The sequence below is a fragment of the Kitasatospora sp. NPDC032150 genome (genome assembly GCF_055579945.1).
Genome location: NZ_JBVIMH010000015.1, coordinates 21,372 through 45,133 on the forward strand (window position 1 = coordinate 21,372; position 23,762 = coordinate 45,133).

The 23,762-nt window shown below is 74.1% G+C and carries 17 protein-coding genes; 6 read left to right on the forward strand and 11 right to left on the reverse strand.

Annotation, left to right across the window (positions count from 1 at the left end):
* Positions 1-4: 4 nt before the first annotated feature.
* The 3 genes from ACZ5ON_RS19055 to ACZ5ON_RS19065 are packed head-to-tail and all read right to left on the reverse strand — an operon-like array spanning position 5 to position 7,262.
* Positions 5-1,345, reverse strand: coding sequence for an ATP-binding protein (locus ACZ5ON_RS19055; RefSeq protein WP_465593520.1), 1,341 nt, complete (start codon positions 1,343-1,345; stop codon positions 5-7).
* A complete protein-coding gene (locus ACZ5ON_RS19060) occupies positions 1,342-6,411 on the reverse strand; it encodes a hypothetical protein (protein ID WP_465593523.1) in 5,070 nt (1,689 codons plus the stop codon). Before ACZ5ON_RS19060 ends, ACZ5ON_RS19055 begins: the two co-directional genes overlap by 4 nt.
* Entirely contained in the window at positions 6,408-7,262 is an 855-nt protein-coding gene (locus tag ACZ5ON_RS19065) for a DUF4132 domain-containing protein (RefSeq protein ID WP_465593526.1), read from the reverse strand. Before ACZ5ON_RS19065 ends, ACZ5ON_RS19060 begins: the two co-directional genes overlap by 4 nt.
* 321 nt (positions 7,263-7,583) lie before the next feature.
* Here ACZ5ON_RS19065 and ACZ5ON_RS19070 point away from each other — a divergent pair, with 321 nt between their 5' ends.
* Positions 7,584-10,370 (forward strand): SpoIIE family protein phosphatase, encoded by a 2,787-nt coding sequence (locus ACZ5ON_RS19070; protein ID WP_465593529.1) that lies wholly within the window; start codon positions 7,584-7,586, stop codon positions 10,368-10,370.
* A 404-nt stretch (positions 10,371-10,774) separates the two neighbouring features.
* Here ACZ5ON_RS19070 and ACZ5ON_RS19075 read toward each other — a convergent pair whose 3' ends face one another.
* From ACZ5ON_RS19075 to ACZ5ON_RS19100, 6 genes are all read right to left on the reverse strand, one after another.
* Complete coding sequence (locus ACZ5ON_RS19075; RefSeq protein WP_465593532.1) at positions 10,775-11,227, reverse strand: universal stress protein; 453 nt, start codon at positions 11,225-11,227, stop codon at positions 10,775-10,777.
* 109 nt (positions 11,228-11,336) lie between these two features.
* Complete coding sequence (locus ACZ5ON_RS19080; RefSeq protein WP_465593535.1) at positions 11,337-11,630, reverse strand: sulfurtransferase TusA family protein; 294 nt, start codon at positions 11,628-11,630, stop codon at positions 11,337-11,339.
* Entirely contained in the window at positions 11,627-12,286 is a 660-nt protein-coding gene (locus ACZ5ON_RS19085; protein ID WP_465593538.1) for a TetR/AcrR family transcriptional regulator, read from the reverse strand. The genes ACZ5ON_RS19080 and ACZ5ON_RS19085 overlap by 4 nt, the downstream gene beginning before the upstream one ends.
* Positions 12,283-13,785, reverse strand: coding sequence for an MFS transporter (locus ACZ5ON_RS19090; protein WP_465593540.1), 1,503 nt, complete (start codon positions 13,783-13,785; stop codon positions 12,283-12,285). The genes ACZ5ON_RS19085 and ACZ5ON_RS19090 overlap by 4 nt, the downstream gene beginning before the upstream one ends.
* 258 nt (positions 13,786-14,043) lie before the next feature.
* A complete protein-coding gene (locus ACZ5ON_RS19095) occupies positions 14,044-14,670 on the reverse strand; it encodes an ATP-binding protein (protein WP_465593543.1) in 627 nt (208 codons plus the stop codon).
* A 153-nt stretch (positions 14,671-14,823) separates the two neighbouring features.
* Positions 14,824-15,678, reverse strand: a complete 855-nt coding sequence (locus ACZ5ON_RS19100) for an SAM-dependent methyltransferase (protein ID WP_465593545.1) — start codon at positions 15,676-15,678, stop codon at positions 14,824-14,826.
* Between the two features lie 396 nt (positions 15,679-16,074).
* Here ACZ5ON_RS19100 and ACZ5ON_RS19105 point away from each other — a divergent pair, with 396 nt between their 5' ends.
* Both ACZ5ON_RS19105 and ACZ5ON_RS19110 read left to right on the forward strand, forming a co-directional pair.
* The gene (locus ACZ5ON_RS19105; RefSeq protein ID WP_465593548.1) at positions 16,075-16,644 is read left to right on the forward strand and encodes a sigma-70 family RNA polymerase sigma factor; all 570 of its coding nucleotides are present in this window, start codon (positions 16,075-16,077) and stop codon (positions 16,642-16,644) included.
* A gap of 146 nt (positions 16,645-16,790) precedes the next feature.
* A complete protein-coding gene (locus ACZ5ON_RS19110) occupies positions 16,791-17,345 on the forward strand; it encodes a hypothetical protein (protein ID WP_465593551.1) in 555 nt (184 codons plus the stop codon).
* A 127-nt stretch (positions 17,346-17,472) separates the two neighbouring features.
* Here ACZ5ON_RS19110 and ACZ5ON_RS19115 read toward each other — a convergent pair whose 3' ends face one another.
* Both ACZ5ON_RS19115 and ACZ5ON_RS19120 read right to left on the reverse strand, forming a co-directional pair.
* The gene (locus ACZ5ON_RS19115; RefSeq protein WP_465593554.1) at positions 17,473-18,984 is read right to left on the reverse strand and encodes a phytoene desaturase family protein; all 1,512 of its coding nucleotides are present in this window, start codon (positions 18,982-18,984) and stop codon (positions 17,473-17,475) included.
* Entirely contained in the window at positions 18,981-19,370 is a 390-nt protein-coding gene (locus tag ACZ5ON_RS19120) for a helix-turn-helix domain-containing protein (RefSeq protein WP_465593557.1), read from the reverse strand. The genes ACZ5ON_RS19115 and ACZ5ON_RS19120 overlap by 4 nt, the downstream gene beginning before the upstream one ends.
* A gap of 489 nt (positions 19,371-19,859) precedes the next feature.
* Between ACZ5ON_RS19120 and ACZ5ON_RS19125 the strand changes: the two genes are divergently transcribed.
* From ACZ5ON_RS19125 to ACZ5ON_RS19135, 3 genes are all read left to right on the forward strand, one after another.
* Positions 19,860-21,536: a serine/threonine-protein kinase gene (locus ACZ5ON_RS19125; protein ID WP_465593560.1), complete on the forward strand. Its 1,677-nt coding sequence runs from the start codon at positions 19,860-19,862 to the stop codon at positions 21,534-21,536.
* A gap of 283 nt (positions 21,537-21,819) precedes the next feature.
* Entirely contained in the window at positions 21,820-22,479 is a 660-nt protein-coding gene (locus ACZ5ON_RS19130) for an NADPH-dependent FMN reductase (protein ID WP_465593563.1), read from the forward strand.
* A 428-nt stretch (positions 22,480-22,907) separates the two neighbouring features.
* On the forward strand, positions 22,908-23,624 hold the full coding sequence (locus ACZ5ON_RS19135; protein ID WP_465593566.1) for a hypothetical protein: 717 nt from the start codon (positions 22,908-22,910) through the stop codon (positions 23,622-23,624).
* Positions 23,625-23,762 lie beyond the last annotated feature (138 nt).

Genomic DNA, 23,762 nt, shown 5'->3' on the forward strand with positions numbered 1-23,762 from the left:
GCGCTCAGCCCTCCAGCACCGAGCGCAGGTCCCACAGGGTGCGCCAGGTCGCGGCCCCCTGCTCGGCCCGGCGGCGGACCGCACCGTCCCAGTAGCCGAGCAGCCGGGCGGTGTCGGCCGGATCGTCCTTGCGGACCACGCCGATCAGCTGTCCGGGCAGCCGCCCGAGCAGGTCGCCGTCGCCGTCGAGGTAGGCGGCGGTGACGCCGAGCGCGGTGGCCACCGAGACGGCCTCGGCGGTGCTCATCACGGTGGACGGTCGCTCGACGTCCCAGCCCTCGACGGACCGGCCGGTGCGCAAGTCCCGGAAGGCCGTCACCAGTGCCTCCAGCACGGTGTCGTCCACCGCATAGGGCGCGCCGGCCCGGGCGACGGCGGCGGTGGACTGGTGGCGGACCAGCTCGACCTCGGCGGCGAGGTCGGCGATCGGGCCGACCGTCTCGAAGTTGAAACGCCGTTTGAGGGCGGCGGACATCTCGGAGACGCCCTTGTCGCGCAGGTTCGCGGTGGCGATCAGGGTGAAGCCGGGTGCGGCGTGCAGCTGGCCGTCCTCGCCGCCGGCGAGCTCGGGGACGGCGATCCGCCGCTCGGAGAGCAGCGAGACCAGCGCGTCCTGCACCTCGGGCAGGCAGCGCGTCACCTCCTCGACCCGGGCGACCGCGCCGGTGGTCATCGCGGTGAGCACGGGCGAGGGCACCAGGGCCTCGCGGCTCGGGCCCTTGGCGAGCAGCAGGGCGTAGTTCCAGCCGTACTTGAGCTGGTCCTCGGTCGTGCCGGCGGTGCCCTGGACGGTGAGCGCGCTGGAGCCGCAGACGGCGGCGGCGAGCAGCTCGGAGAGCATGGACTTGGCGGTGCCCGGCTCGCCCACCAGTAGCAGGCCGCGCTCACCGGCCAGGGTGACCACGCAGCGCTCGACGAGCGCCCGCTCGCCGACGAACTTGGGTTCGATGGCCATGCTCTTCCGGCCGCACCTGAGCTTCCCGCCGTCGCTGCCGAGGACGAAGGTCACCACGGCACGCGGGGTGAGCCGCCAGCCGGGCGGCCGCGGGCCCGAGTCGTAGGCGGCGAGGAACTCCAGTTCGGCGGCGTACTTCTGCTCGGGCGGAACGATCTGGCGGTCCCGGGCGGCCGCGCCGTCCGCCGGAGCGGCCTCGGCCGTCCTGCGGTCCGACGGGGTGGTCCTGCCGGTACTGCGGTCGGACGGGGTGGTCTTGTGGTCGGACGGGGTGGTCCTGCCGGTACTGCGGTCGGACGGGATGGTCTTGTGGTCGGACGGGGTGGTCCTGCCGGTACTGCGGTCGGACGGGATGGTCTTGTGGTCGGACGGGGTGGCGGGGGTGCTCATCGGCGGCCTCTCCTGCGGTTGTCGGTCTTGAGCTCTTCGTAGCCGGGCACGTCGCCCCCGGTGATCCGCTGCCAGGCGCGGACGAACAGTGCGGGTGCCGTCAGCCGCGGCAGGATCGCGTGGTTCGCCGGCAGCTCGTACAGGCCGGACTTCCAGGTCTCCACCGGCAGCCCGGGGGCCTTGGCCTCCTGCCAGCCGCCGGGCAGGAAGAGGCTGCGGCCGGCCCGGGCCCGCTTGGCCTCCAGGACCAGGTCGGTGGCGGCGAGTTCGGCGCGGGCCTGTTTCAGTCTCGCGGGCTTCCAGCCCGTCCAGCGGGCGGTGTTGCGGTCGGTCGGGTCGGGGAGGGCGAGAAGCTGGAGGTAGAGGGCGGCTGCGTCCGCTCCGAGCCCGCGGGCCTCGGCCACCTCGGTGACCAGGGCCGGCGCGCTGCGCCGCGGGTCCTGCGCCCAGCCGGCTGGCTCACCGGGCGGGAAGTCGGCGGCCACCAACTGCGCCAGCTCGGCGTCGAGCAGGGCGCGCAGGGCGGGCAGCTCCTGCCTGACGTAGTAGCCGCCGACCAGGCCCGAGAGCAGGTCCAGCAGTGGGTCACTCGCGCCGGTGAGCGCGGCCGGGCGCAGGAAGGCGGCCTCGCCGTAGCGGCTCGGGGCCAGGACGATCGCCTCGCCGCAGGCGACCAGGCCGTCGCTGCCCGCACCGCCCTGCTCCGGCAGCCCTGCGTGGGCGCGCAGCACGGCCGCGAGCGGCTTGCCCGCGGTGGAGTGCAGTTCGAGGTTGAGCAGCAGCTGCGGGTCGGCGAGCCGCTTGCGGATCGCAGCCAGCGCGGCCGGTAGCAGCGGGCGCAGCCCGTCGCCGTACGGGAGGTGGTAGGCCAGCCAGCGCAGGGCGCTGACCGCCTCGGCCATGCTCTGTCCGTCGGGCATGGCGTGCGGGTCGTCGGGCAGCAGTTCCTGGCCGTCGTCCAGTCGGCGCAGCCGCATGGTGGTGGTGCGGGCCAGCCAGGGGGTGGTCGCCGCGTTGAGCATGTCCTCGATCGCCCCGATGGTCGCCCCGTTGACGGTGGCCTGTGCCTCGTCGGGGAGGGTCACCAGGCGGCCGCGCCGCCGCGTCCAGACCCTCGCGGCGGCGTCCGTCGCCAGGCCGGTGCGCCACAGCTCGGCAGGCTCGGCGGGCAGCAGCGCCGCCGAGGCGGCGTCCCGGTCCGCCCGGTCGACCGCGCGCAGCCACTCCCGGGCGGCCTTGGCCTGCGCGGACTTCAGCCCGAGCAGGCCGAGCTGCTCCGTGCCGAGGAAGTCGCCGGACCAGCCGTACAGGCCGGGCGGGGTGGCCAGCAGCAGGGCTGCTCTGGCCCGGCCGATCCCGGTGGCCGCACCGAATTCCTCGGCCAGCTCGGGCCGCCAGGCGAGCGGGCCGTGCTGCTCGAGCCGGGCGGTGAAGCCGGCGACCCAGTCGGCCGGCAGGTCGTCGCTGACGCGCTGCTCCTCGCACGCGCCGAAGTGGGCGACCCGGGTGAACTCCCCGGACGGGTCGTGGTCCAGCGCGAGCCAGTGCACCTCCCGGCCCTCGCCGTAGTGGCGCACGCAGGCCAGCACGATCACGGTGCGCTCGCCGCACCGCAGCACCTGGCCCACCCGGGCGGAGCTGTCGCGGGGGCCTTCCTGCTTCTCGGTGAGCGTCACCTGGCGGAGCGCCGGGCCCCGGTCGGCGAGCCAGCCGCGGGTCAGCTCGGTCAGCAGCAGGGCGAGCGCGGGCCTGGCCGGCTCGCCGGTGGCGGGCGAGCAGGCGGCCAGCACCAGCGGAGCGGTACGGCCGAGCAGGTGGATCCAGCCGTGGTGCCTGCTGTCGCCGTGCAGCTTCAGACGCTCGGGCTCGGCCGTCCATCGGGCCGGCGCGGGCTCCCGGCCGGCGGCCAGCAGCCCGGTGACGGCCCTGAGGTTGGCGAGCACGTGCCAATGCCGGGGCTGGTTCCTGCTCCAGCTGTTGCCGAAGCCGTCGACGGAGCCGAAGACGCCCTGGAGTGCCTCCCGGAGCAGCTCGTCGTGGCCGTGCTCCGGTTGGTGGGCGGCTGGCTCCGCGCTGGCGGCCGCGCCGGCCCGGGTGGGCGCCGAGGGCTGCGGCAGCGGCGTGTAGCGGGCCGCGCGGGTGGCGGTGTCGGTGGCCAGCCGGGCGAGGCCGGCCACGCCGAGGACCAGTAGCGGATGGGTCAGGCCCGGCAGCACCCGGGCGACGGCGTCCGCCGGGGTGGCCTCCCTCGCCCTGACGCCCGCGACCTGCCGGGGCTTGCCCTGGATCAGCAGCAGCTCGGGGTGGTCCGGCGGGGTGGCGTCCGCGTCGTCCAGCGGCCAGGCGGCGTCGACCAGTTCGGCTGCCTTCCGGTCCGTCACGGCGCGCAGCAGCCGGGAGCTCTCCTCGTCGCGGGGCCGCAGCGCGTGCCAGTGGTCGAGCGGGGGCACCAGGGACGTCCCGGCTGCGTGCAGCTGGCCGGGCTGGCCGCTGGTCAGCTCGGCGTACACCTCGCTCCGTGCACCGGTGCCGTCGACCGGGCCGAGGGCGAGGTCGCGGTTCTCCGCGATCAGTGCCAGGGAGGAGCCGCCGGGCAGGTCGAGGCGGCCGGTCGGGTACCGGTCGTGACGGGAGCGGGTGACCGGCAGGACGACCGTCCGGCCGTCGGTGCTGTGGAAGGTCATCGTGCCGGCGTCTCCGCGCACCGAGCCGCCGAGCGCGGTGCCGTCGGTGCCCAGTGGGCTGTGTTCGAGTCCCGGCTGGAGCGGGAGCAGCCGGGAGAGCTCCGGGCGGAGCGGGCCGGCCTGGTTTCCGGCGGCGGCGAAGGCGGGCGGGACACAGCTGCGGCCGTGGCTGCCGGTCGCCGGGTCGTACTCGGCCAGGGCGAGGCGGTCGCCGGTGCGGCGGAGCGTCCAGTACCCGGTACCGTCGCCCATGATCGTCCGCTCGTGCGGCAGGGCGGTGTCGCCGGCGTGCAGGGCCCTGGCGCCGGTGGCCCGGCCGCCGTCGGGCAGCGGCAGTGACGTGGGAGCGAGTTCGCGGACGCCGTAGTAGCCGCCGACCAGGCGCTCGCCGGTCAGGGTGAGGATCTCGGCGGGCCGCGCGGACCAGTAGCCGCGCTGCTCTCCGTCCTCGTACCAGGCGACCAGGAGTTCGCCGTCGACGTAGCGCAGCCGGGGGTGGTTCCACTTGGGCAGGTCGGCGGGCAGGCGCAGCTCGTGCTCCAGGAGTACGCCGTCCGGGCCGACCACCACGGCCTTGCGCCCGCGGGAGAGGATCAGCGCGGGCCAGGCGTCCTCGATCTGCAGCTCGTTCTTGGCCGACCGGCCGGGGGCGGCCCCGGGGGCGTCGTAGCCGAGCCGGCGGAGCCCGTCCTCCAGGGCGGGCCAGCCGAGTTCGTCCAGGATGCCGGCCCGCAGGGTGCGACCGAGCAGGGCGGCCACGTCCAGTCGGGCGATCCTGGCGGCTGCGGCCGGGCTGGCGTTGATGATGGCGTGGCGCACCGGGCCGAGCGAGAGCAGCAGCCTGTGAGCGCCGGCCAGGCCGCGCGCGGTCAGCAGTTCGTCGGCCCGGTCGTCGGCCCAGCGAACGAACTGCTCCTGCAGCACCGGGTACCGGGCCGCGAGCCCGCTGAGCTTGCCGGCGTCGGCCGATCCCCAGACCGGCGGGATGGCGTCCTGCAGCATCCGGCGGAAGCGCGGGTCGGCCGCCACGGCTGCCAGGTCGCGCCGGCCGGGGCCGCCGTGCGCCAGCCAGACACCGAGGTTGACGGACATGGCCGACGGCGGGTCCGCGACCGGCACCCGCTCGGCGAGCAGCAGGTCGAGCAGGTTGAGCGCGGTCGGATGGCTCTGCGAGATCTCCACCGGGACGGCCTCGGCGCGCAGCCGGTCCGCCATCTGCGCGGCGAGTTCCAGTGTCGCCGCGCAGCTGGGACGGGAGTGCCAGCCTCGGTTGAGGTGGATGAGCCATCGCTGCAGCCAGCTGGCCGCGGGCTCGGCCGCCGCGGCCGCCGGGTCGGTCAGGAGCCGGTCCGCGCCGCTCTCTTTGAGGATCGCCAGCCAGTCCTCGTCGACGGCGGCATGGTCCCCGCCGCCGGGCGGGGTGGGCAGGATCTCCAGCAGCCGGGCCCGGACCGCCTCGTCGCGGCGGGCCAGCTCGATCAGTGCCGGCCGCCAGGACTTCCAGAGGGTGGCGGGGGCGCGGACGACCGCGGGGGCGGGCAGCAGCTCGGCGAGCAGCGCCTGCTGCTGCTCGCGCTGGTCGAGCCCGGCGGCCTTGATGAGCGCCCGGGCGTCCTCCGCGATGCCCGCGTAGGGGGCCATGCCCGCACCGGAGCGCTCGGCGCACAGCTGGCGGAACCGCTGCCAGGCGGTCATCGCGTCGAGCCGGGCGGCAAGGTCCTTGACGTACTGGCGCAGGGCCTTGACGGTGAGTGCGCCGCCCAGGGCGAACTCCAGGAAGACGGCGCGCAGCCGCTCCTCGTCGATCTCCAGGCTGAAGGTGCGCTCGGCCTCACGGGCCTTGCCGAAGAAGGTGGCCGCGTACGTCTGGTTGCCCTGCTCCAGGAAGATCCGGCCGACCTGCTCGCAGTACGTCGGCAGGAAGTGCGGCACCGCGCGCCCGAGGCGGACGGCCAGCCGCTCGAAGCCGTCCTTGGCGTTGCCGGGCTTGGACCTGGCCTGGCGGGCCAGGCGTTCCATCTCCTTGACCACGGCCAGCGCGTGGTGGCCGTTGGCGGGGTCGTGGACCAGGGCCCAGGCCGGGAAGCCGAGGGCCTCCTGGCGGACCTGGCCGACCTCGGCCGGCTCTTCGGCCGGCGTCAGGTCGAGGAACTCCAGGGCGAGGTCCTCGGCCGGGCCGAGTGCGCCGGGCACCAGCCGGACCACCGTGCGCCCGTCCAGGGCCGGGTGCCGGTAGGCACGGGCGGTGAGCACGTCCACGGTGCTCTCGGGGCGGCCGGCGTCCGCCGGGGTACCGGCCGGGAGGATGCCGCCGCTGTCGAGCAGGTCCTCCCGGTAGCGGTCGTCCGCCGGCTGCGTGGTCGTCGTCCCTGTGGTCGTCATGCCGACCCCTCCCCTTCGATCGTGCGGCCGGCGTACAGCGCGGCGGCCATCCGCATGCCCTCGGACCAGGCCACCGGGCCGACCTCGGCGAGCGGCACAGGCCGCCCGTCCGGGGCCGCCCAGCCGAGCGGGCCCGTCTCGCACTCGTCGTACTCGTAGTAGTCGCCCACCCAGAGGCGGGCCTCCAGCGCCCGGCCGTCCTCGACCAGGGGGGCGACCGCGTAGCCGCCGCGCACCCGGTACCCGAACCGGGCGCAGCGGGCGACCAGTTCGCGCAGCTCCCGGTAGCGGCCGCCGGCGTAGGTATCCGTCTGGACCGCCCTCGGGTCGAGGTCGGCGGGGCGGTGCCAGACCTCCCGGTGCAGCTGCTGAAGTTGCTGGGATACGCCCAACTCGGCCGCGAACTCGCGCAGTTCGTCCAAGTCATCGAGCAGGACGGGGTGCGGTACGCGGATCTCGGGGCCGGCGAGGCGGACCGTGTCGCCGTCCAGGTCGACCACGCGGATGCCGCGCTGCGGGTCCGCGCCGCGCAGGAAGCCCGCGAGGGCGCCGTCGGCGCTCGTCACCACCAGGTCGCGGAGCACCGACTGCCAGGCCTCGTCGGCCCAGACGGCGGTGAGCACCGCGGCGGGCACCGGGAGCGAGCGGACCATCCACCGTTCCACCTCCAGCAGGCAGTGCCGCTGGTGCGCGTCGAGCCACTCGGCCAGCCGGCGCAGCCCGGTGACGGCCGGGTCGTCCTTGAGTTTCGACGGCACCGTCTTAAGCCGGCGGCCGGCCGCGTTGCGGCACGCGACCTTCCCGTCGGGTCCCAGGGTGACCTCGTAGCCACCCGCTGCCAGCCATGCCACGACCGTGCCCTCCCAGCTGCCGTTCCTGAGCTGGGTGAAACGTAGCGAGCCGTACTGACAATCGATCGTCGTCGCCGCCTGCACCACCACGGTGGCACTGGTCTGCTCCCGCAGCCCCCGGCTGAACCCTCCGAACCCGACGGACGAGACCGGCTGACACCTCGGCAGCAGACCGTGCGCGGCCCCGGGACCACGCCGCCGACCCACGCGCCCCGGGCGCACACCGCCGTCCCGCGCGGAGCACGGGCCTCGGGCAGCCGGCCGGCACTGCCCGTCGGCGCGCGGACGGCACCCGAAAGATGGCAGTGCTTAAATGAGCATATGGTCCGGTTTCTGGGCCGCTGGGCCCAGTCGGCCCCTTCTTCCGCCGGCCTGCGGCCGAGCCGTCGGCGCGCGCGTCAACGTCCGGGGAACGCTTCCGTGGACGCCCGGCGGCCGCAGGGTGGGTACGGCGGTGCCGGTCCGTCCGCACGGCGCCCGGCCACACTGATCGGCGTGCACAGCATCGCCGGCCAGGTGTTCGTCCTGCAAGTGGTGATCGTGCTGCTCCTGATCGTCGCCGCAGTGGTGGAGCTGCTGGCGCAGGCCCAGCGGGACAGCACCCAGGAAGCCCGCAACCGGTCACTGGCCGTGGCCCAGACCTTCGCCCACTCGCCGGGGATGCTGGCCGCGCTGGCGGCGCCCGATCCGACCGCGATCCTGCAGCCGCGGGCCGAGGCCGCCCGGCAGGCGTCCGGGATGGACTTCATCGTCGTCATGACACCGGAGGGGATCCGCCTCACCCATCCGAACCCGAGCGAGATCGGGAAGCACTACATCGGCACCATCGCGCCGGCCGTGGCCGGCGGCACCGTCACCGAGACCTACGTCGGCACCCTTGGTCCGTCCGTACGCTCGGTCGTCCCGGTGACCAGGCCGGGCGGCTCGGTCGCGGGGCTGGTCTCCGCGGGCATCACGATCAGCAAGGTGAGCGGGGTGGCCGACCGTCAGCTGCCGCTGCTGCTCGGCTCGGCCGCGGCAGCGCTGGCGCTGGCCACCGGCGGCGCGGCACTGGTGAGCAGGCGGCTGCGGCGGCAGACCCGCGGCCTCGGCCCCGCCGGGATCACCCGGATGTACGAGCACCACGACGCCGTACTGCACGCCGTCCGCGAGGGTGTGCTGATCGTCGACGGCGAGCGTCGGCTCACCCTCGCCAACGACGAGGCGCGCCGGCTGCTCACCCTTCCCGCGGACGCCGAGGGCCGGGCCGTCACCGACCTCGGGCTCGACGCCAGCATGGCCGGACTGCTGGCGTCCGGGGAGACCGCCACCGACCAGGTGTACCCGGCCGGGAACCGGCTGCTGGCCGTCAACCTGCGGCTCACGAAGCTCGGCGACGGGCCGCCCGACTTCGTGGCCACCCTGCGGGACACCACGGAACTGCAGGAGCTCGCCGGGAGGGCGGACGTGGCACGGCAGCGGCTGAAGCTGCTGTACGACGCGGGCGCGGCGATCGGCACCACCCTCGACGTGGTGCGGACCGCGGAGGAACTGACGGAGTTCGCCGTTCCCCGCTTCGCCGACTTCGCCACCGTCGACCTGGCGGATCCGGTGCTGCGCGGTGACGAACCGACCGGTACGGACCTGAACATGCGGCGCACCGCCGTCCACGGCCTCCGTCCGAACGCGCCGCTGTACCGGGTGGGCGACCTGATCACCTGGTCCCCGGCCACACCGCAGGCCCGGGGCTTCCGGACCGGGCACGCCGTGCTCGAGGCCGACCTGCGCCTGGCGCCCGACTGGCAGGCGCAGGACCCAGACCTGACCGCGCGGATGATGGCCTACGGCTTCCACACGCTGATCACCGTACCGCTCCAGGCGCGCGGAATCATCATGGGCATGGCCAACTTCTGGCGCTCCGCCAAGCCCGAGCCGTTCGAGGAGGACGACCTGTCGGTGGCCGAGGAGCTGGCCACCCGGGCGGCGCTGTGCGTCGACAACGCCCGCCGCTACACCCGCGAGCACAGCATGGCCGTCACCCTGCAACGCAGCCTGCTGCCGCGTGACCTGCCCGCCCAGGACGCCCTGGACATCGCCCACCGCTACCTCCCGGCGCACGCCGGGGTGGGCGGCGACTGGTTCGACGTCATCCCGCTGCCGGGCGCCCGGGTCGCGCTGGTCGTGGGCGATGTGGTGGGCCACGGCGTGCACGCCGCCGCCACCATGGGACGGCTGCGGACCGCGGTCCACAACTTCTCCACCCTCGACCTGCCGCCCGACGAGCTCCTCGGGCACCTGGACGAACTGGTCCACCGGATCGACCAAGAGGAGACGGCCGCCGGCAACCGCACCGCGGTCACCGGCGCCACCTGCCTGTACGCGGTCTACGACGCGGTCTCCGGGGAGTGCGCGCTGGCCCGGGCCGGCCACCTCCCGCCCGCGCTGGTCCGTCCCGACGGCACCGCGGAGTTCCCCGAAGTGCCGGCCGGACCGCCGCTCGGCCTGGCCGGGCTGCCGTTCGAGACCGCGCACCTGCGACTGCCCGAGGGCAGCCGGCTGGTGCTGTACACCGACGGGCTCGTCGAGCGCCGGGACCACGACATCGAGACCGGACTGGAGCTGCTGCGCCGAGCCCTCGCCGAACCCGGCAGGTCGCCGGAGGAGATCTGCGACGCGGTACTGGACGCCCTGCTGCCCGCCGAGCCGAGCGATGACATCGCCCTGCTGGTCGCCCGCACCCGGGTGCTGGCGGACGACCGGGTCGCCAGCTGGGACGTGCCGACCGACCCCGCCGCGGTCTCCCACACCCGGGCCGCCGTCACCCAGCAGCTGGACGAATGGGACCTGGCCGACCTGGCCTTCAACACCGAGCTCATCCTCAGCGAGCTGACCACCAACGCCATCCGGCACGCCGGCGGCCCGATCCGGGTACGCCTGCTCCGCGACCACCAGCTGACCTGCGAGGTCTCGGACGCCAGCAGCACCTCGCCCCACCTGCGCTACGCGGCCGCCACCGACGAAGGCGGGCGCGGGCTGTTCCTGGTCGCGCAGTTCGCCGAGCACTGGGGCACCCGCTACACCGCCACCGGCAAGGTGATCTGGGCCTCGCAGGCACTCCCGCAGCCGTAGGGCGCCGCCCGTACCCGGGGCCGTCCCGGCCTGCCCCGGCGGGGCGTCGGTCCGCCCTTCGACCAGCTCCCGGTTACGTCAGCCGCAGCGCCGCGGCGAGCCGGAGGAAGCCTCCGGGGTCGAAGTCGGGCCCCATCCTGATCAGGTGCCGCAGATAGCCGGGGACCATCGCGGCATGGTTCGCCAAGTCGTCGTCCGTTAACCCGAGTTGACGTATCCGACCGGTGATGCGCTGTGCGACGGCAACCCGATCGGCAGACCGGACGTCGGCGGCTCCGGGCCTGGTCTTCTCGTTCACCGTGCCCCTCTCCCGCTGCGGGGCGACGCGGCCGGGTCCACTCGGCACGGTCAGACCCGCGGTGGCCGGGTCGGCACCCGCCGCGGCCGGTCCGTCCCGGTCGGCCTCACTCCGCGCGGACGATCACCACCGGACAGGTCGCATGGAGCGCGCACTGCTGGCTCACCGAGCCCAGCAGCGCACGGGCGAAGCCGCCGCGCCCCCGGCTGCCCACCACTAGGAGCTCGGCACCGACCGCCGCGTCGAGCAGTGCGGCGGCCGGGTTGCCGAGCACCAGACGCGCATGCACCTCCACCGGGCACTCCTCCCCGAGCACTTCGCGCAGCTCGTCGGTGAACAGCCGGCGGGCGTTCTCCTCGTCGAGACTGGTGTCGACCACCGGTGCGTTCCAGCCGTACGCCACCGGCGGCTCCCAGGCACTCACCGCGTCCACCGTCCCACCGATCAGCCCGGCCTGCTGGACGGCCCACCGCAGCGCGGCACCCGACGACGGCGAACCGTCGACGCCGACCACGACACGGGGAGCCGCGTCACGGGGAGCCGAGTCGTTCCCGTTCACAGGGCACCACCTCACGGCACTCGCGGACACTCTCCACGCTGCGCCCCCGGAGCCCGATCCGCGAGCCGTGCCGCCCGCGCCCACCCCGGCGCGACAGCCGAGGCGGACCTCAGCCCCCGGGCGGGACCGGGTGCCAGGGAGCGTCGGGCCGGGTCGCCACCGGGGATCCGGTGATCCGCAGCGCGAACAGCCGCTGCTCGTCGTCGACCGGTCCGAGGTACGTGTGGCCGGTCATGTGGCACCAAGCCGGCAGGTCGAGCGGTGCGGCCGGGTCGGTCGCGATGACGTGCACGATCGTTCCTGCCGGGGCTCCGTCGATGGCGGCACGCAGCCGGAGCAGGAGGGCGACGCACAGCAGACCGGTGCCGTCGACGGAGATGTCCGACCGGGGCCGGGTGTTCATCGGCTGCTCGCGGTCGTGTCGCGCGGCGCACGGTGACCGCGCGAAAACGCCGGGCGGCTCGCGGCCAGCAGGTCGTGCAGCAGCGGCAGCAGGTCCCCCGGCTCCGCCTCGGCCAGTTCGCCGAACGCCCCGCTGGAACGGGCCAGGACCACTCCGGCGAAGGCCGCCGCCGCGAGTTCGGCCCGCAGCCGGGGCCGGTCCACCCGCTCGGCGGCGAACCGGTCGCACAGCGGCTGCACCAACCGCTCGTCGAGGTGACCACGGGCGGCCTGCTGCACCTCGGTGTTGTCACTCGGTAGCACCGCGGCCTGGAAGGAGGGCCCGGGACCGCGCCGGTCGAACCGCTCCAGCAGGCCGCGCAGCCGGTCCTCGTCCAGCAGGTCGGCCGGCACCGCGTCCCCCTGCTCGACCCGTACGGCGGCCAGGTACAGCTGCATCTTGCTGCCGAAGTAGCGGGCGATCAACGCCGGATCCACACCCGCCCGTTCACCGATCTCCCGGGTGGTGGTGCGCTCGAAGCCGCGGTCGGCGAAGAGCTCCATCGCCGCCTGGACGAGCAGTTCCCGGCTGCGGGCGGCGTCGCGGCGCCGGCCCGGCGCGGGCGCCTGCCCGCCGTCCGCGGCCGCCCCGTCGCGCCCCCGCCCCGCCTCGGTCACCGCTCGGCCCGGGTCTGCAGGACCGGCACCTCGGCCTCGCCGGGCGCGATATCCGCGATGCTCTCGTCCACCATCAGCTCCTCGTCCACGCTGGCCCGGTCGGCCGCCGGGGCGCTGCGCCGCGGCAGGACGATGGTAACCAGCCCGATCACCACCCACACCGCGCAGCTCAGCAGGGCGGCATCCCGGTAGCCGCTGTCGGCGGGCAGCAGCCGTCCTGGCGCGGTGTGCGCCTGCAGCACGGCGCCGCACAGGGCGCTGCCGGTGGAGTAACCGACGTAGCGCAGCACCTGGTTGAAGCTGACCGCGCTGCCGACCTCGTCGGCTGGCACCGCGGCGACGATCAGTCCCGGCATAACCGCGAAGGTGCAGCCGACGCCCAGCCCGGCGACCGCCATCACCACCAGGAGTTCCCACAGTCGGCTGCGGGCGGACAGGAAGAGCAGCACCGAGACCAGCGAGACCGCGCAGCCCAGCGGCAGCACCAGGGCGGTGGAGGTGCGCCGGGCCAGCACCGGGACCACCTTGCTGGAGAGTACGGAGACCACCGAGAACGGCAGCAGCGCCAGGCCCGCGACCACCACCGATCCGCCCAGACCGTAGCCGGTGCTCACCGGGGTCTGCACGTACCGGATCACCAGCGACATCAGCAGGTACATCCCGATGCCCGCGACCAGGCCCGCCACATCGGCGGTCAGCACCGTCCGGTTGGCCAGGGTGCGCAGCTCCACCAACGGGTGGGCGGTGCGCAGTTCGTGCCGGATCCAGCCGGCGAGCAGCAGCACCGCGGCGGCGGCGACCACCCACAGGCGGGTACTGGCCCAGCCCCAGGCCTCCCCTTCACTGAGCACCAGCAGCAGACCGGCGAGCGCCAGGCCGAGCAGCACCGCGCCCGCCGTGTCCAGCGGGTGCCGCGCGCGCCCGGCGGCCGGGGGCAGTACCAGGGCGGCCAGCACCAGGGCCAGGGCGCTGATCACCGCGCCGAACCAGAAGCCGGCGTGGATGCCGAAGGACTGCGCGATCAGGCCGGTGATCGGGTAGCCGAGGCCGACGCCGGCGACGGTGGTGATCGAGAGCAGCGCGACCGCCGAGCGGGAGGCCGCGGCGGGCAGGCTGTCCCGGGCGGTGGCGATGGCCAGCGGAGTCAGTCCGAGCCCGACGCCCTGCAGCCCGCGGCCCGCGACCAGCCACCCGAAGCCGAGCGGCAGCGCGGCCAGCACGCTGCCCAGCACCACCACGGCGGCCGCGACCAGCGTCACCGTCCGACGCCCCGGCCCGTCGCCGAGGCGCCCCAGCACCGGGGTGGCGACGGCCCCGACCAGCATGGTGATGGTCAGTGACCACTGGGCTTCGGCGAGCGATACGTGATCGGCGGTGGCGATGGTCGGGATCAGCGGGGCGCCGAGGCTGCTGATCACCGCCACCACGGTGCCGAGGAAGACCAGTACGGGCACCAGAGCCCGCTGCCGTCGCGTCGGCCGCCCCGTCCGGGTGTGCATGGACGCGCCCTCCCTTGTCGGAGATCGAGTTGTCATCAAGCGATGTCATCAAGCGATGTCTTCAGATGATGACACACTCACACCGTGCGGTAGAAGCGATCCAAGCCGGGAGCCCCCCCCCGGACGCCCCGTCCAATCGCGCACCTTCGGTGACCGGTCCACAACTCTCCGGAGCCAGTCCAGGGCAAATAGGCAGCGGCGGCGGGCCGATCGAGCGCGGTGTCGTCGTCGGCCCACAAGCCGCAGTGGCCGTGGAACTCAGTCGACCTCGTCCCGGACATCGATCGAAAGAACATCTCGCCAGGGCGCGGTCAACCGCACCAGATCGGCGACCGCGGGCCCGCCGCGCGCCCACAGAGCCTCGTCCGGACGGAAGTGAACCGTCGTCCCGGTCGCTCGGCCGCCGGAGACGGGCTCCAGATCGGTCACCGGAACGCCGTGTTCGTAGCGCTGCACCCAGGCGCCGTCCTGACGGCGGTTGGTGTGGACGAGCCATTCGCTCAACGCCGCGACGACGGAGATGCCCCGGCGGGGATGGCCATCGGGAAGCAGTTGCGCACCGGGAGAGTCGAAGAAGCGCAGGTCCTTTGTCGTCATGACCGGCTTCCGCACCGCACGCCCACGCTCATCGACACGAGTGGCGGTACCGCGGCCGTCGTCCGCAACGGTCACCGAGCCGTCGTGGTGGAGCGTGACGACGCACCGGCCGCCGCCGTTGACCTCGGCCTCGTCGGCCGCGTACGCGACGACCTCGAGAACCAGGTGCCGCAAACCGCCAGGAGCGAACGCGGCCGGATCCCGGCGGATTCGCTCGAGATGCTCGAGGTCCACCACGCTCGCCCAGTCGTGCGTCGGCGTTTTCCGGAGGCTCGCTGAATCGCTCATCCGGACAGTCTCCCGACCGGAGACGGCATTCTCCACCTCGCCTTCCGCGCGGTCAGCGCCTGACACCTTCTCAAACAGCCCCTGGAGACGGCCCCGTCCGACTCGGCTCGGCTGGACTTCGACGGGACGGCTGGGCCGACCACGCGAAGCGGTTCACCGACGGATCGCGACCGCCCCGTAGCAGGAGGCCTCGGCATCGCTGACCGGATCGGCGGCGGAGGCGTCGTCCGGCCGCCACCTCGGGGTGGAGACGACGCCCGGATCGAGGAGTTCCCAGCCGGTGAAGAACCGGGCGAACTGCTCCTTGGTGCAGGCGTGCACCGGAGTGCCGGCCGAGGTGTAGACCTGGATCAGCCGAGCGGATTCCTCCGGCGCGAAGTCCGGCGTGAAGTGGCTGATCACCAGGGCGCTGCCGGTGGGCAGTTCGGCCTTGATCTCCTCGGCGATCCGGTGCGCCCGCCCCGGGACGAAGTGCAGCAGCGCGTTCATGCTGAGCGCGATCGGCCGGGAGAAGTCCAGCACTTCACGGGCCGCGGCCAGCACCCTCCCCGGCTCGCGCACGTCGCCGGGCACGTACGCGGTACGGCCCTGCGGGGTGCTGAGCAACAGCGCCTGGGCGTGGGTGAGGACGATCGGGTCGTTGTCGGCGTAGACCACCCGGGCCTCGGGGATCTCCCGCTGGGCTATCTCGTGCAGGTTGGGCGAGGTGGGGATCCCGGTGCCGATGTCGAGGAACTGCCGGATGCCGGACCGGGCCAGCGCGCGGGTGGAGCGGTGCATGAAGCTGCGGTTGGCGCGGGCGGCAGCGCGCGCCCAGGGGAAGACCGCCAGGGCCCGGCCCGCGGCCTCCCGGTCGGCGGCGAAGTTGGTGGTGCCGCCCAGGTAGTAGTCGTACATCCTCGCCGAATGCGCCACATGCACGTCGAGGTTCACCTCGACGTCCGATTCGGTGCCTGCTCGCACGGTGTCGCCTGCCACCCACTCCCCCAAGTGTCCGTGGTTCCCCATGTCCCGCGCCCGTCCTCGCACGCGGTCCGCCTCGCCGAGCCGGCCTGGCGAACCCTGGCGGACCCTGGCGCGGCCTCTGCCACTATGCCCACAACGGGCCCCGGAGAATCAAGGTCCGCATCGGCACGAACGGTGTGCACAGGCACGGTTGATCAGGACCGCGGCCCAATGGGACACTCGGTGCGCCGGTATGACGAAGCATCAAATGATGATCAATCAGTCCACCCTTCGCAAATGTCTTTGTGTGATCACTTTCACAACAGCCCTCCAAATGAGCTCCAATGGTCTCGAGGGGACTCCGGTTCCCCTCGAACCGGCCGCACGCCGGAGCATCACGCGGCCGGAAGAGCAGCGGACCGGGCGGCCATCGGAGGGTCCGCCGGGGAGGATCGGGACGTGAACGAAAACGACTGGGCCGTACGGCCGAGTCGGCCCCGCCTGACGTTCGAGGCGTTCTGCGAGACGCACGAGCGGGCATGGAGGGGATTCGCCCGGGCGCGGCTGCGCGACGGGGCGGACGCGGCCAGGGCGGTCGCGACGATGAAGGACCACCTGTGGAGCGACTGGGATCTCACCCTGCGCCAGGCGGTTCCGGCGTGCTACGCCTGGATGCTCATCAAGGAGCACGTGGCCGATGCCCTCGCGGACGCCGCACTCAAGGAAGCCCGGCTGCCGCCGGAGTCCACCGTGCCGGACTGGGCCAGGGTGGTGCGCCACTTCGCCGACCAGGCCAGGATCAGCCTGGAGTCGCTGGAGGAGCGCGAGGAGCTGTACGACGCGATCCGGCGCCTGCCCGAGCGGCAGCACGACGTGGTCGTCCTGCGCTACCTGCTCGGTCTGCAGGACGCCAGGATCGCGGACTACCTCGGGATCACCGAGGCGAACGTACGCTCCACCGCGAGCCAGGCCGTCAAGCGGCTCGCCCGGGTCCTCGGCCGCGAGGCCGGGTGGGGGGAGGCGCGGTGAGCCCGGGATCGGACCGCCTCACGGGACGGGATCACCCGGTGCGCGAGAACCGGTGGCCCACCCCTTCCCCGGCCGGCCGGGACGCGCCGGCCGGCCTGCCGCCGAAACAGCCCTCCGGCGCCTCCGGATTGGCCTGGAGGCGGCTGATGACGGCGCCGGCACCGCTGCCGTCCGAGCACCAACAGGCCTCGCACGAGCTGGACTTACTGGCCTCACTGGTGCTGGCCGCCCCGACGGCGGCGGCCTCGCTCGACCGGCTGGTCAACGACCGGCGGGTCCACCCGGAGGGCGCGCTGGTCCTCGGGGCGCTGCTGCTGATCACCGGGAACCGGGATGCGGCGCAGTTCTGGCTGCAGTTCGCGGCGGGCGGCGGCAACTACACGGCGGCGTCCTGTCTGAACCTGCTGCACCGCAGCCGTGGCGAGATCGAGGACGCCGACTTCTGGCGGCTCCAGGCGGAGGAGCTGGCGGCCGACCCGCGTCCCCGGCAGCGGGTGCTGGACGGGCCGTACGAACTGCTGCCCGCGCAGGTGCGCGCGGACATAATCGCGCGCTGCTACCACGGTCTGGACGTGCGGCTCCCCCCACGGCTCGCCGCGGTGATCAACCAGCTCACTGTGGACGGCGACGACGAGGACCACGGCGAGATCCCGCAGCTGTCCGCCGATCTGGTCCGGAACCTGGCCTCGGCGGCGGGCTGAGCGGACCGGCGCACGGGCGGACCGGCGTGGGCGGACCGGCGTGGGCGGACCGGCGTGGGGTGCGTCGGAAGGCCCACCCGCCGCCCCCCGCGCGCCTGGTTGGCCCCGCCCGCCGACAACCCGGCCGTTAGGCAGCGGAGTTCAGCCGGCCGCCGGGCCGCGCAGCAGTGCCAGCGGGTCGGCAGTGATGCCGAGGACGTCGCGCAGGGCGCGCCGGGCCGCGTGCAGACCGCACATGCCGTGCACACCCGGGTCCCGGTGGTGTCGACGCCGAGCAGAGGTACACACCGGGCAGCGGCGTCCGGTACGGGTCCAGACCGGCGACCGGGCGCAGCAGGCTCTGGCGCACGGTCAGCGCGCCGCCGGCGATGTCCCCGCCGACGTTGTTGCGGTTGTACCGCTCGGCCTCGGCCGCGGTGGTGACCTGCCGGGCCAGCACCAGGTCCCGGAAGCCCGGTGCGAACCGCTCGATCTGCGCGGTGACGGCGTCGCCGACGTCCTGCCGGGAACCGTTCGGCACGTGCGCGTAGCTGGACAGCGTGTGCCGGCCCGCCGTTGCGCGTGAGGGGTCGACGACTCCCGGCTGGACGGCCAGCACGTACGGGCGCTCCGCGTGCCGCCCGTGCGCGACCGCCCGTTCCGCGGCCACCGCCTCCGCGCGGCTTCCCACCAGGTGCAGCGTGCCGGCCTGCTCGCAGCCGGGTGCGGCCCACGGAACCGGCCCGGCCAGGGCGAAGTCCACCTTGCAGGCCGCCGACCCGTAGCGGAAGCCGCGCAACTGCCGTGCGTAGCGAGTCGGCAGCCGGCCGGCGGCGAGTCGGAGCAGGGCGTGCGGGCCGGTGTCCAGCAGTACCGCGCGGGCCCTGGGCAGCTGGTCGAGGTGCTCCACCGGGTGTCCGGTGCGGATGACGCCACCGCTGCGCCGGACCGCCGCCGCCAGCGCGTCGGCGATCGCCTGGCTGCCGCCGCGCGGCAGCGGCCAGCCGACCGAGTGCGCGAGCGAGGCCAGCACCAGCCCGACTCCGGCCGCAACCGGTGCCCGCGGCGGGGCCAGGGCGTGCGCGGCGACGCCGGTCAGCATGGCGGGCGCGACCCCTCCCGCGAACCTCGCGCCCCACAGCGCGGATCCTTGTTCCAATGCCCGGACGCCCAGCCGTCCCGCGGTGAGCAGGTCGCCGGGCACGGTACGGAAGTCCGACAGCGCGGCGGCGGCCATGCCCCGCCACCGCCGGGCCAGCGGCCCGACCAGGGCCCGCCACGCCGGGCCGTCCCGGCCCAGGCCCGCCACCGTGCGGTCGAGGTCGCGCCAGGCGACACCGGCGCGTGCGCCGTCCAGCGGGTGGGCGTAGGCGACCTCGGGCTGCAGCATCTCGACACCGTGCGCGGACAGGTCGAAGGCGCGGAAGAACGGCGAGGCGAGTGCCATCGGGTGGACCGCCGAGCACACGTCGTACCTGAGGCCCGGCAGCAGCTCCGCGGTACGGCTGCCACCCCCGACGGTGTCCGCCGCCTCGTGGACCTCGACCTCGAGTCCGGCCCGGGCCAGCAGCAGCGCGGCCGCCAGGCCGTTCGGCCCGGCGCCCACCACCACCGCGTCGACGGCTCCGCGAGCGCCCGCCGAGGGCTGCGCGCCGATCACCGCGGGCCGCCCGGGCCGTTGCGGGTGAACCGCAGCGACTGCCGACCGTCCCCCTTGGACCTGAACCGGGGAAGACCCACCGGCCGCCCCGCACGCTTGCCGGACACCGAGTCGAGGAAGTTCCGATACGCGGCGTCCGGATCCTGCAGCGACCGGATCAGGGGGTCCACACCGACCGAGGCGAGCCATGACCGCTCGGCGGTCTCCGCCGTGATGACCAGCTTTGGGAGATCAGTGCACTTGGGGTGGAGCAGTCCGGGTTTCCGGGCTTCCCTCCGCGACGCGATGGCGTCGTTGTACACCACCCGCGCACACCCGAAGGCCTGGGCCAGCGCAGCACGCTGACTTGACGTCTGGTAGAGGCGACAGGAGTACCGATGGTGCACACGATCAACCTACCGAAGGCCACTGACAACAGCTCACATCCGAACCTACGAAAATCGCTCCGCCGTTCTCGGCTCCGAGTCGAGGACCTTCCCCACCCGTCCGGGCCGGGGGGGGACCCCCGTCTCCCCGGCCTGAAGGCCAGGGCCTCCTGGAAGAAGAGCACGATCAGGAGGTACTGCGGGGTCGCGCGCAGCCTCCACTTCACCGCTCCACCGCTCCGGCCGCCGCCAGGAGCGCGGGACGGCCGTGCCGCGGCCGGGGCGCTGCTCCGTGTACCGAGTTCCGGGCGTCGATGCAGCCGGCTCCGGGACGGTGCACCCGGGCTCCCGGAGGTGTTACCGCGACCTGGTGCGGAGCGTCGCCCCCGGCCGTCCTAGACTGCATCGGGTCATTGAGCGGATGGTCACGTCATGTGATTGCCTTTCGGGGTGTCCTGAGGAGCTGATCGGCCAGCCGTGTGATATCCGGCCCGCTGAGAAGGCAAGCGCATGTACACACCCACACCCCCGGCCTGCCCGCCGCCGACCTTCCAGGCGCTGTCCGCGGACGACCCGTCGGAGGTGGGCGGCTACCGCCTGATCGCCAGGCTGGGCGCGGGCGGGATGGGCCGGGTCTACCTGGCCCACACCCCGGGCGGACGGCCGGTGGCGGTCAAGGTGGTCCGCCCCGAACTCGCGGAGGACGCGGAGTTCCGCCGCCGTTTCGCCCAGGAGGTCGCCAACGCCCGGCGCATCCACGGTCTCTACACCGCCCAGGTGGTGGACGCCGGTGTCGACGCGGCCACCCCGTGGCTGGCCACCGCGTACGTGCCGGGCCCCTCGCTGCAGCAGGTGGTGCAGCTGCACGGCCCCCTCCCGGAGCGGACGGTGCTGCTACTGATGGCCGGCGTCGCCGAGGCGCTCCACGTGATCCACGACGCCGGCGTGGTGCACCGCGACCTGAAGCCGGCCAACGTCCTGGTCGCCGCCGACGGTCCGCGCGTCATCGACTTCGGCATCGCCCGCGCCGCTGATGCCAGCGCGCTCACCGGCACCGGCATCCAGATCGGATCGCCCGGCTTCATGGCGCCCGAACAGGCCATGGGCGCACCCGCGACCTCCGCCACCGACGTCTTCGCCCTGGGCGCACTGGCGGTCCACATCGCGGGCGGCACACCGCCGTTCGGCAACGGCCCGGCCTCCGTCTCGCTGTACCGTGCGGTGCACGAGGAGCCGGACCTCACCCGGGTACCGGCCTCCCTGCATCCGCTGCTCCGGCACTGTCTGGCCAAGCAGCCGGAGCAGCGGCCGTCCGCCGCCGAGGTGATCGAGGCGGCTCGCCGCCACCCCGCGGTCGCGGGGCAGCTCCTGTTCACCGAGGACTGGCTGCCGTCACAGGTCAGCACCGAGATCTCCCGCCGCTCGGACCTGCCGACCGCCCCCGACGCACCGCCCACCACCCTGGCCGCGCCCCCCACGGTCCTCGACGCGGCGCCCACGGTCCTCGACCCGGCGCGCGCCCTCGCCGACGCGCCGACCGCGCGCGCCCACCCGCTGCCGGCTCCGGCCGCGACCCCCGAAGCCGCCCCTGCCGGGCGGGCCGGATCCAGGCGCCGGGGCGGCCGCGTGATCGCACTGACCGCCGCCGCGGCGCTGCTGCTCGGCGCCGGCGGCGCGTACGTCCTGCTCGACCACGCCGGCACCGACACGCCCACCACCACCGACTCCTCGGACGACCCGACAGGGCCGGCCCCCGGGAGCTCGGCCGCCGACCCGGACGCCGACCCGGACGCCGACCCGGCCGAAGTACCCGGCTACACCGAGGACTACAGCGGATCCGAGCTGACCTCGCCTGACCACACCTACGAGTTCGACCTCAAGACCGGCAAGGTGCTGCCCGCGGGCGCCGCCACCTGGTACCTCGGCCGCACCGCCACGGAGTTCTCCCTCGCCGAGGAGAACGACGCCTACATAGCCCGGGGCGACCAACTCACCCTCGCGGGCTGCATCAAGGGCATCGAGACCCAGCCGGTCACCCGACTGCCCTTCAGCGCCCTGCCCACGGGCCGGTCCTTCTGCGTCCGGGCCGAGGCCGACCTCGGCATCGCGATCGTCAGGGTGATCTCGACGACCACCGACGACGGGTCCGTCAAGGTCTCCATCGACTACTACCGGAGCGGCAGTTGAGCCGGTGAACCGGAAGGGGTGACGCGGGAGCCCCGAGGCGGCCCGCCGCGGGCGGTCCGGCCCGGCTCACGGCCGCCGTCACACGGGGCCTGGCGTACGTCGACGTGTCCCGGAGCCCGGCCGGCGGAGCCGGCAACGTCCGCCGGCGCGAACAGGCGGGCGCGCTACCGACGGCATTGCTCCGGAAGGCTCAGTCCTCTGGCGCGGTGGTGCCGCCGTGGCCACACTGGTCCCCGTGGCGCCCCGGCCGGGCGCGAGTCCATACGACCGAAGGGACGTCTCCATGCCCACGGACAACCACCCCGGCCCGCTGCGGGTCCTGGTCTTCGGCGCCTCGCTGCGGGCGGGGTCGGCCAACGCCCGCCTCGCCTCGCTGGTGGCCCGGCAGATCTCCGACACCGGTGCCACGGTCGACCTCGCCGCCATGCACGAGTTCGACATGCCGCTGTACGACGGCGACGTGGAGGCCGCCCACGGCCTGCCGTCCGGCGCCCTGGCGCTGCGCGACCGGCTCGAACGCAACGACGCCTTCGTCATCTCCTCCCCCGAGTACAACGCCTCCGTCCCCGGGGTGCTGAAGAACGCGATCGACTGGGTCTCGCGCGTCCAGCCGCAGCCGTTCAAGACCAAGCACGCGATGCTGGTCTCCGCCTCGCCCTCCCTCGTCGGCGGCAACCGCGGGCTGTGGGCCCTGCGGGTCCCGCTGGAGCACCTCGGCACCCGCGTCTACCCGGACATGTTCAGCCTGGCCAACTGCTACCAGGCCTTCGCCGAGGACGGCATGTTGAAGGACTCCGGCCTGCAGCAGCGCCTCACCGAGACGGTGTCGGGCTTCCTCAGCCTGGTCGAGGCCGACGTGCGCTACGTCTGCCTGGAGCGCCGGTGGTACGAGTTCCTCGGGGACCGCACCGACGCGCCCATCACCCAGCGGGCCGAGCAGTAGCGGCAGGCGGCGGCCGGCCGGGGCGCCGGGACCCGCGGACCGCCCCGGGAAGGCCACCATCTCCCGTGCGCGCCGGGCGAGTTCGAGCAGCGGGCCGAAGCCGACGCGGTCGTCCGGCGCGCTCCCTGCGTCGTAGCGGATCCGGGTCCGCTACGACGGTTCTTGTGCTGCACCGCGCCCGTCTCCCGCTCCCGTCTCCCGCGCCGTCCTCTGCACCCGTCTCCCGCGCCCTCGCTTCGCGCGCGCCCCAGGGCGCGCGGGTTCGCGCACGGAGTGGTCGCGCGCCGTCCGGTGCGACACCTTCACGGGCGCCGGCCGCCGCCGGTGCCGATCCCCGTGCGCCCCGCCCACCTGCAGCGCTTGCGGAACCGCCTGGCAGAATCGCCCCGCACTGCTGACCAAAAGTCGCGCGATCCCATGGAGGACTGATGCAGCGTCGGGCCCGTACCGCCCTGGCCGCCGTAGCTCTCGTGCTGGCCGCCACCGCCGGGTGCTCGTCGAAGACCGGGCACACCGCCAAATCCGGTGATCATCACACCGCACCGCCCCCGACAGCGGCCTCAGCTCCCGCCTCGGGCGCCCAGGCCGGGGGAGCCGTCCCGGTCGGGGCCGGGCCGCAGCCCAAGTACACCGCCGCGGGGCAGCCGGCGGCGGGAAGCTGTCACTACCGGTACACCTCGGACCAGCAGCCGCTGCCGGACCCGGCGTGCACTCCGGGTGCGGTGAGCCCGGCCGTGACCCAGGCCAACCTCAAGGACACGATCTGCCGGACGGGCGGGTACACCTCCACGATCCGGCCGCCGGTGAACATAACCGGCAAGGAGAAGACCGACAACGCCAAGTCGTACGGGTACACCGGCCCCATGGGCGACGCCGAGTACGACCACCTGATAAGCCTCCAGCTCGGTGGTGACCCGAACGACCCCAGGAACCTCTGGGTCGAGCCGCCGTCGCCGGGCCACGTCGCGGGCAAGGGCCCGAACAACCCGAAGGACAGCGTCGAGACCCACCTGCACACGGCCATCTGCAAAGGCAAGGTGACCCTCGCCGCGGCCCAGCAGGCCATCGCCACGGACTGGACCACCGCGGAGACGAAGCTCGGCATCAAGGACACCGGCCCCGCCGACCCGGTCGACTCCGACTGACGGCCGCGGCGCCGCTGCTTGTGGCCCGGTTCCCCCCCTCCCGCCGTCGCTCCAAGTCCTGCTCCTGCCGGACGAGTTGGCCGTGCGACGGCAACGGTGCTGCCACGCCGGCGCGAACCGGTGGCAGGGCCCGGTCGG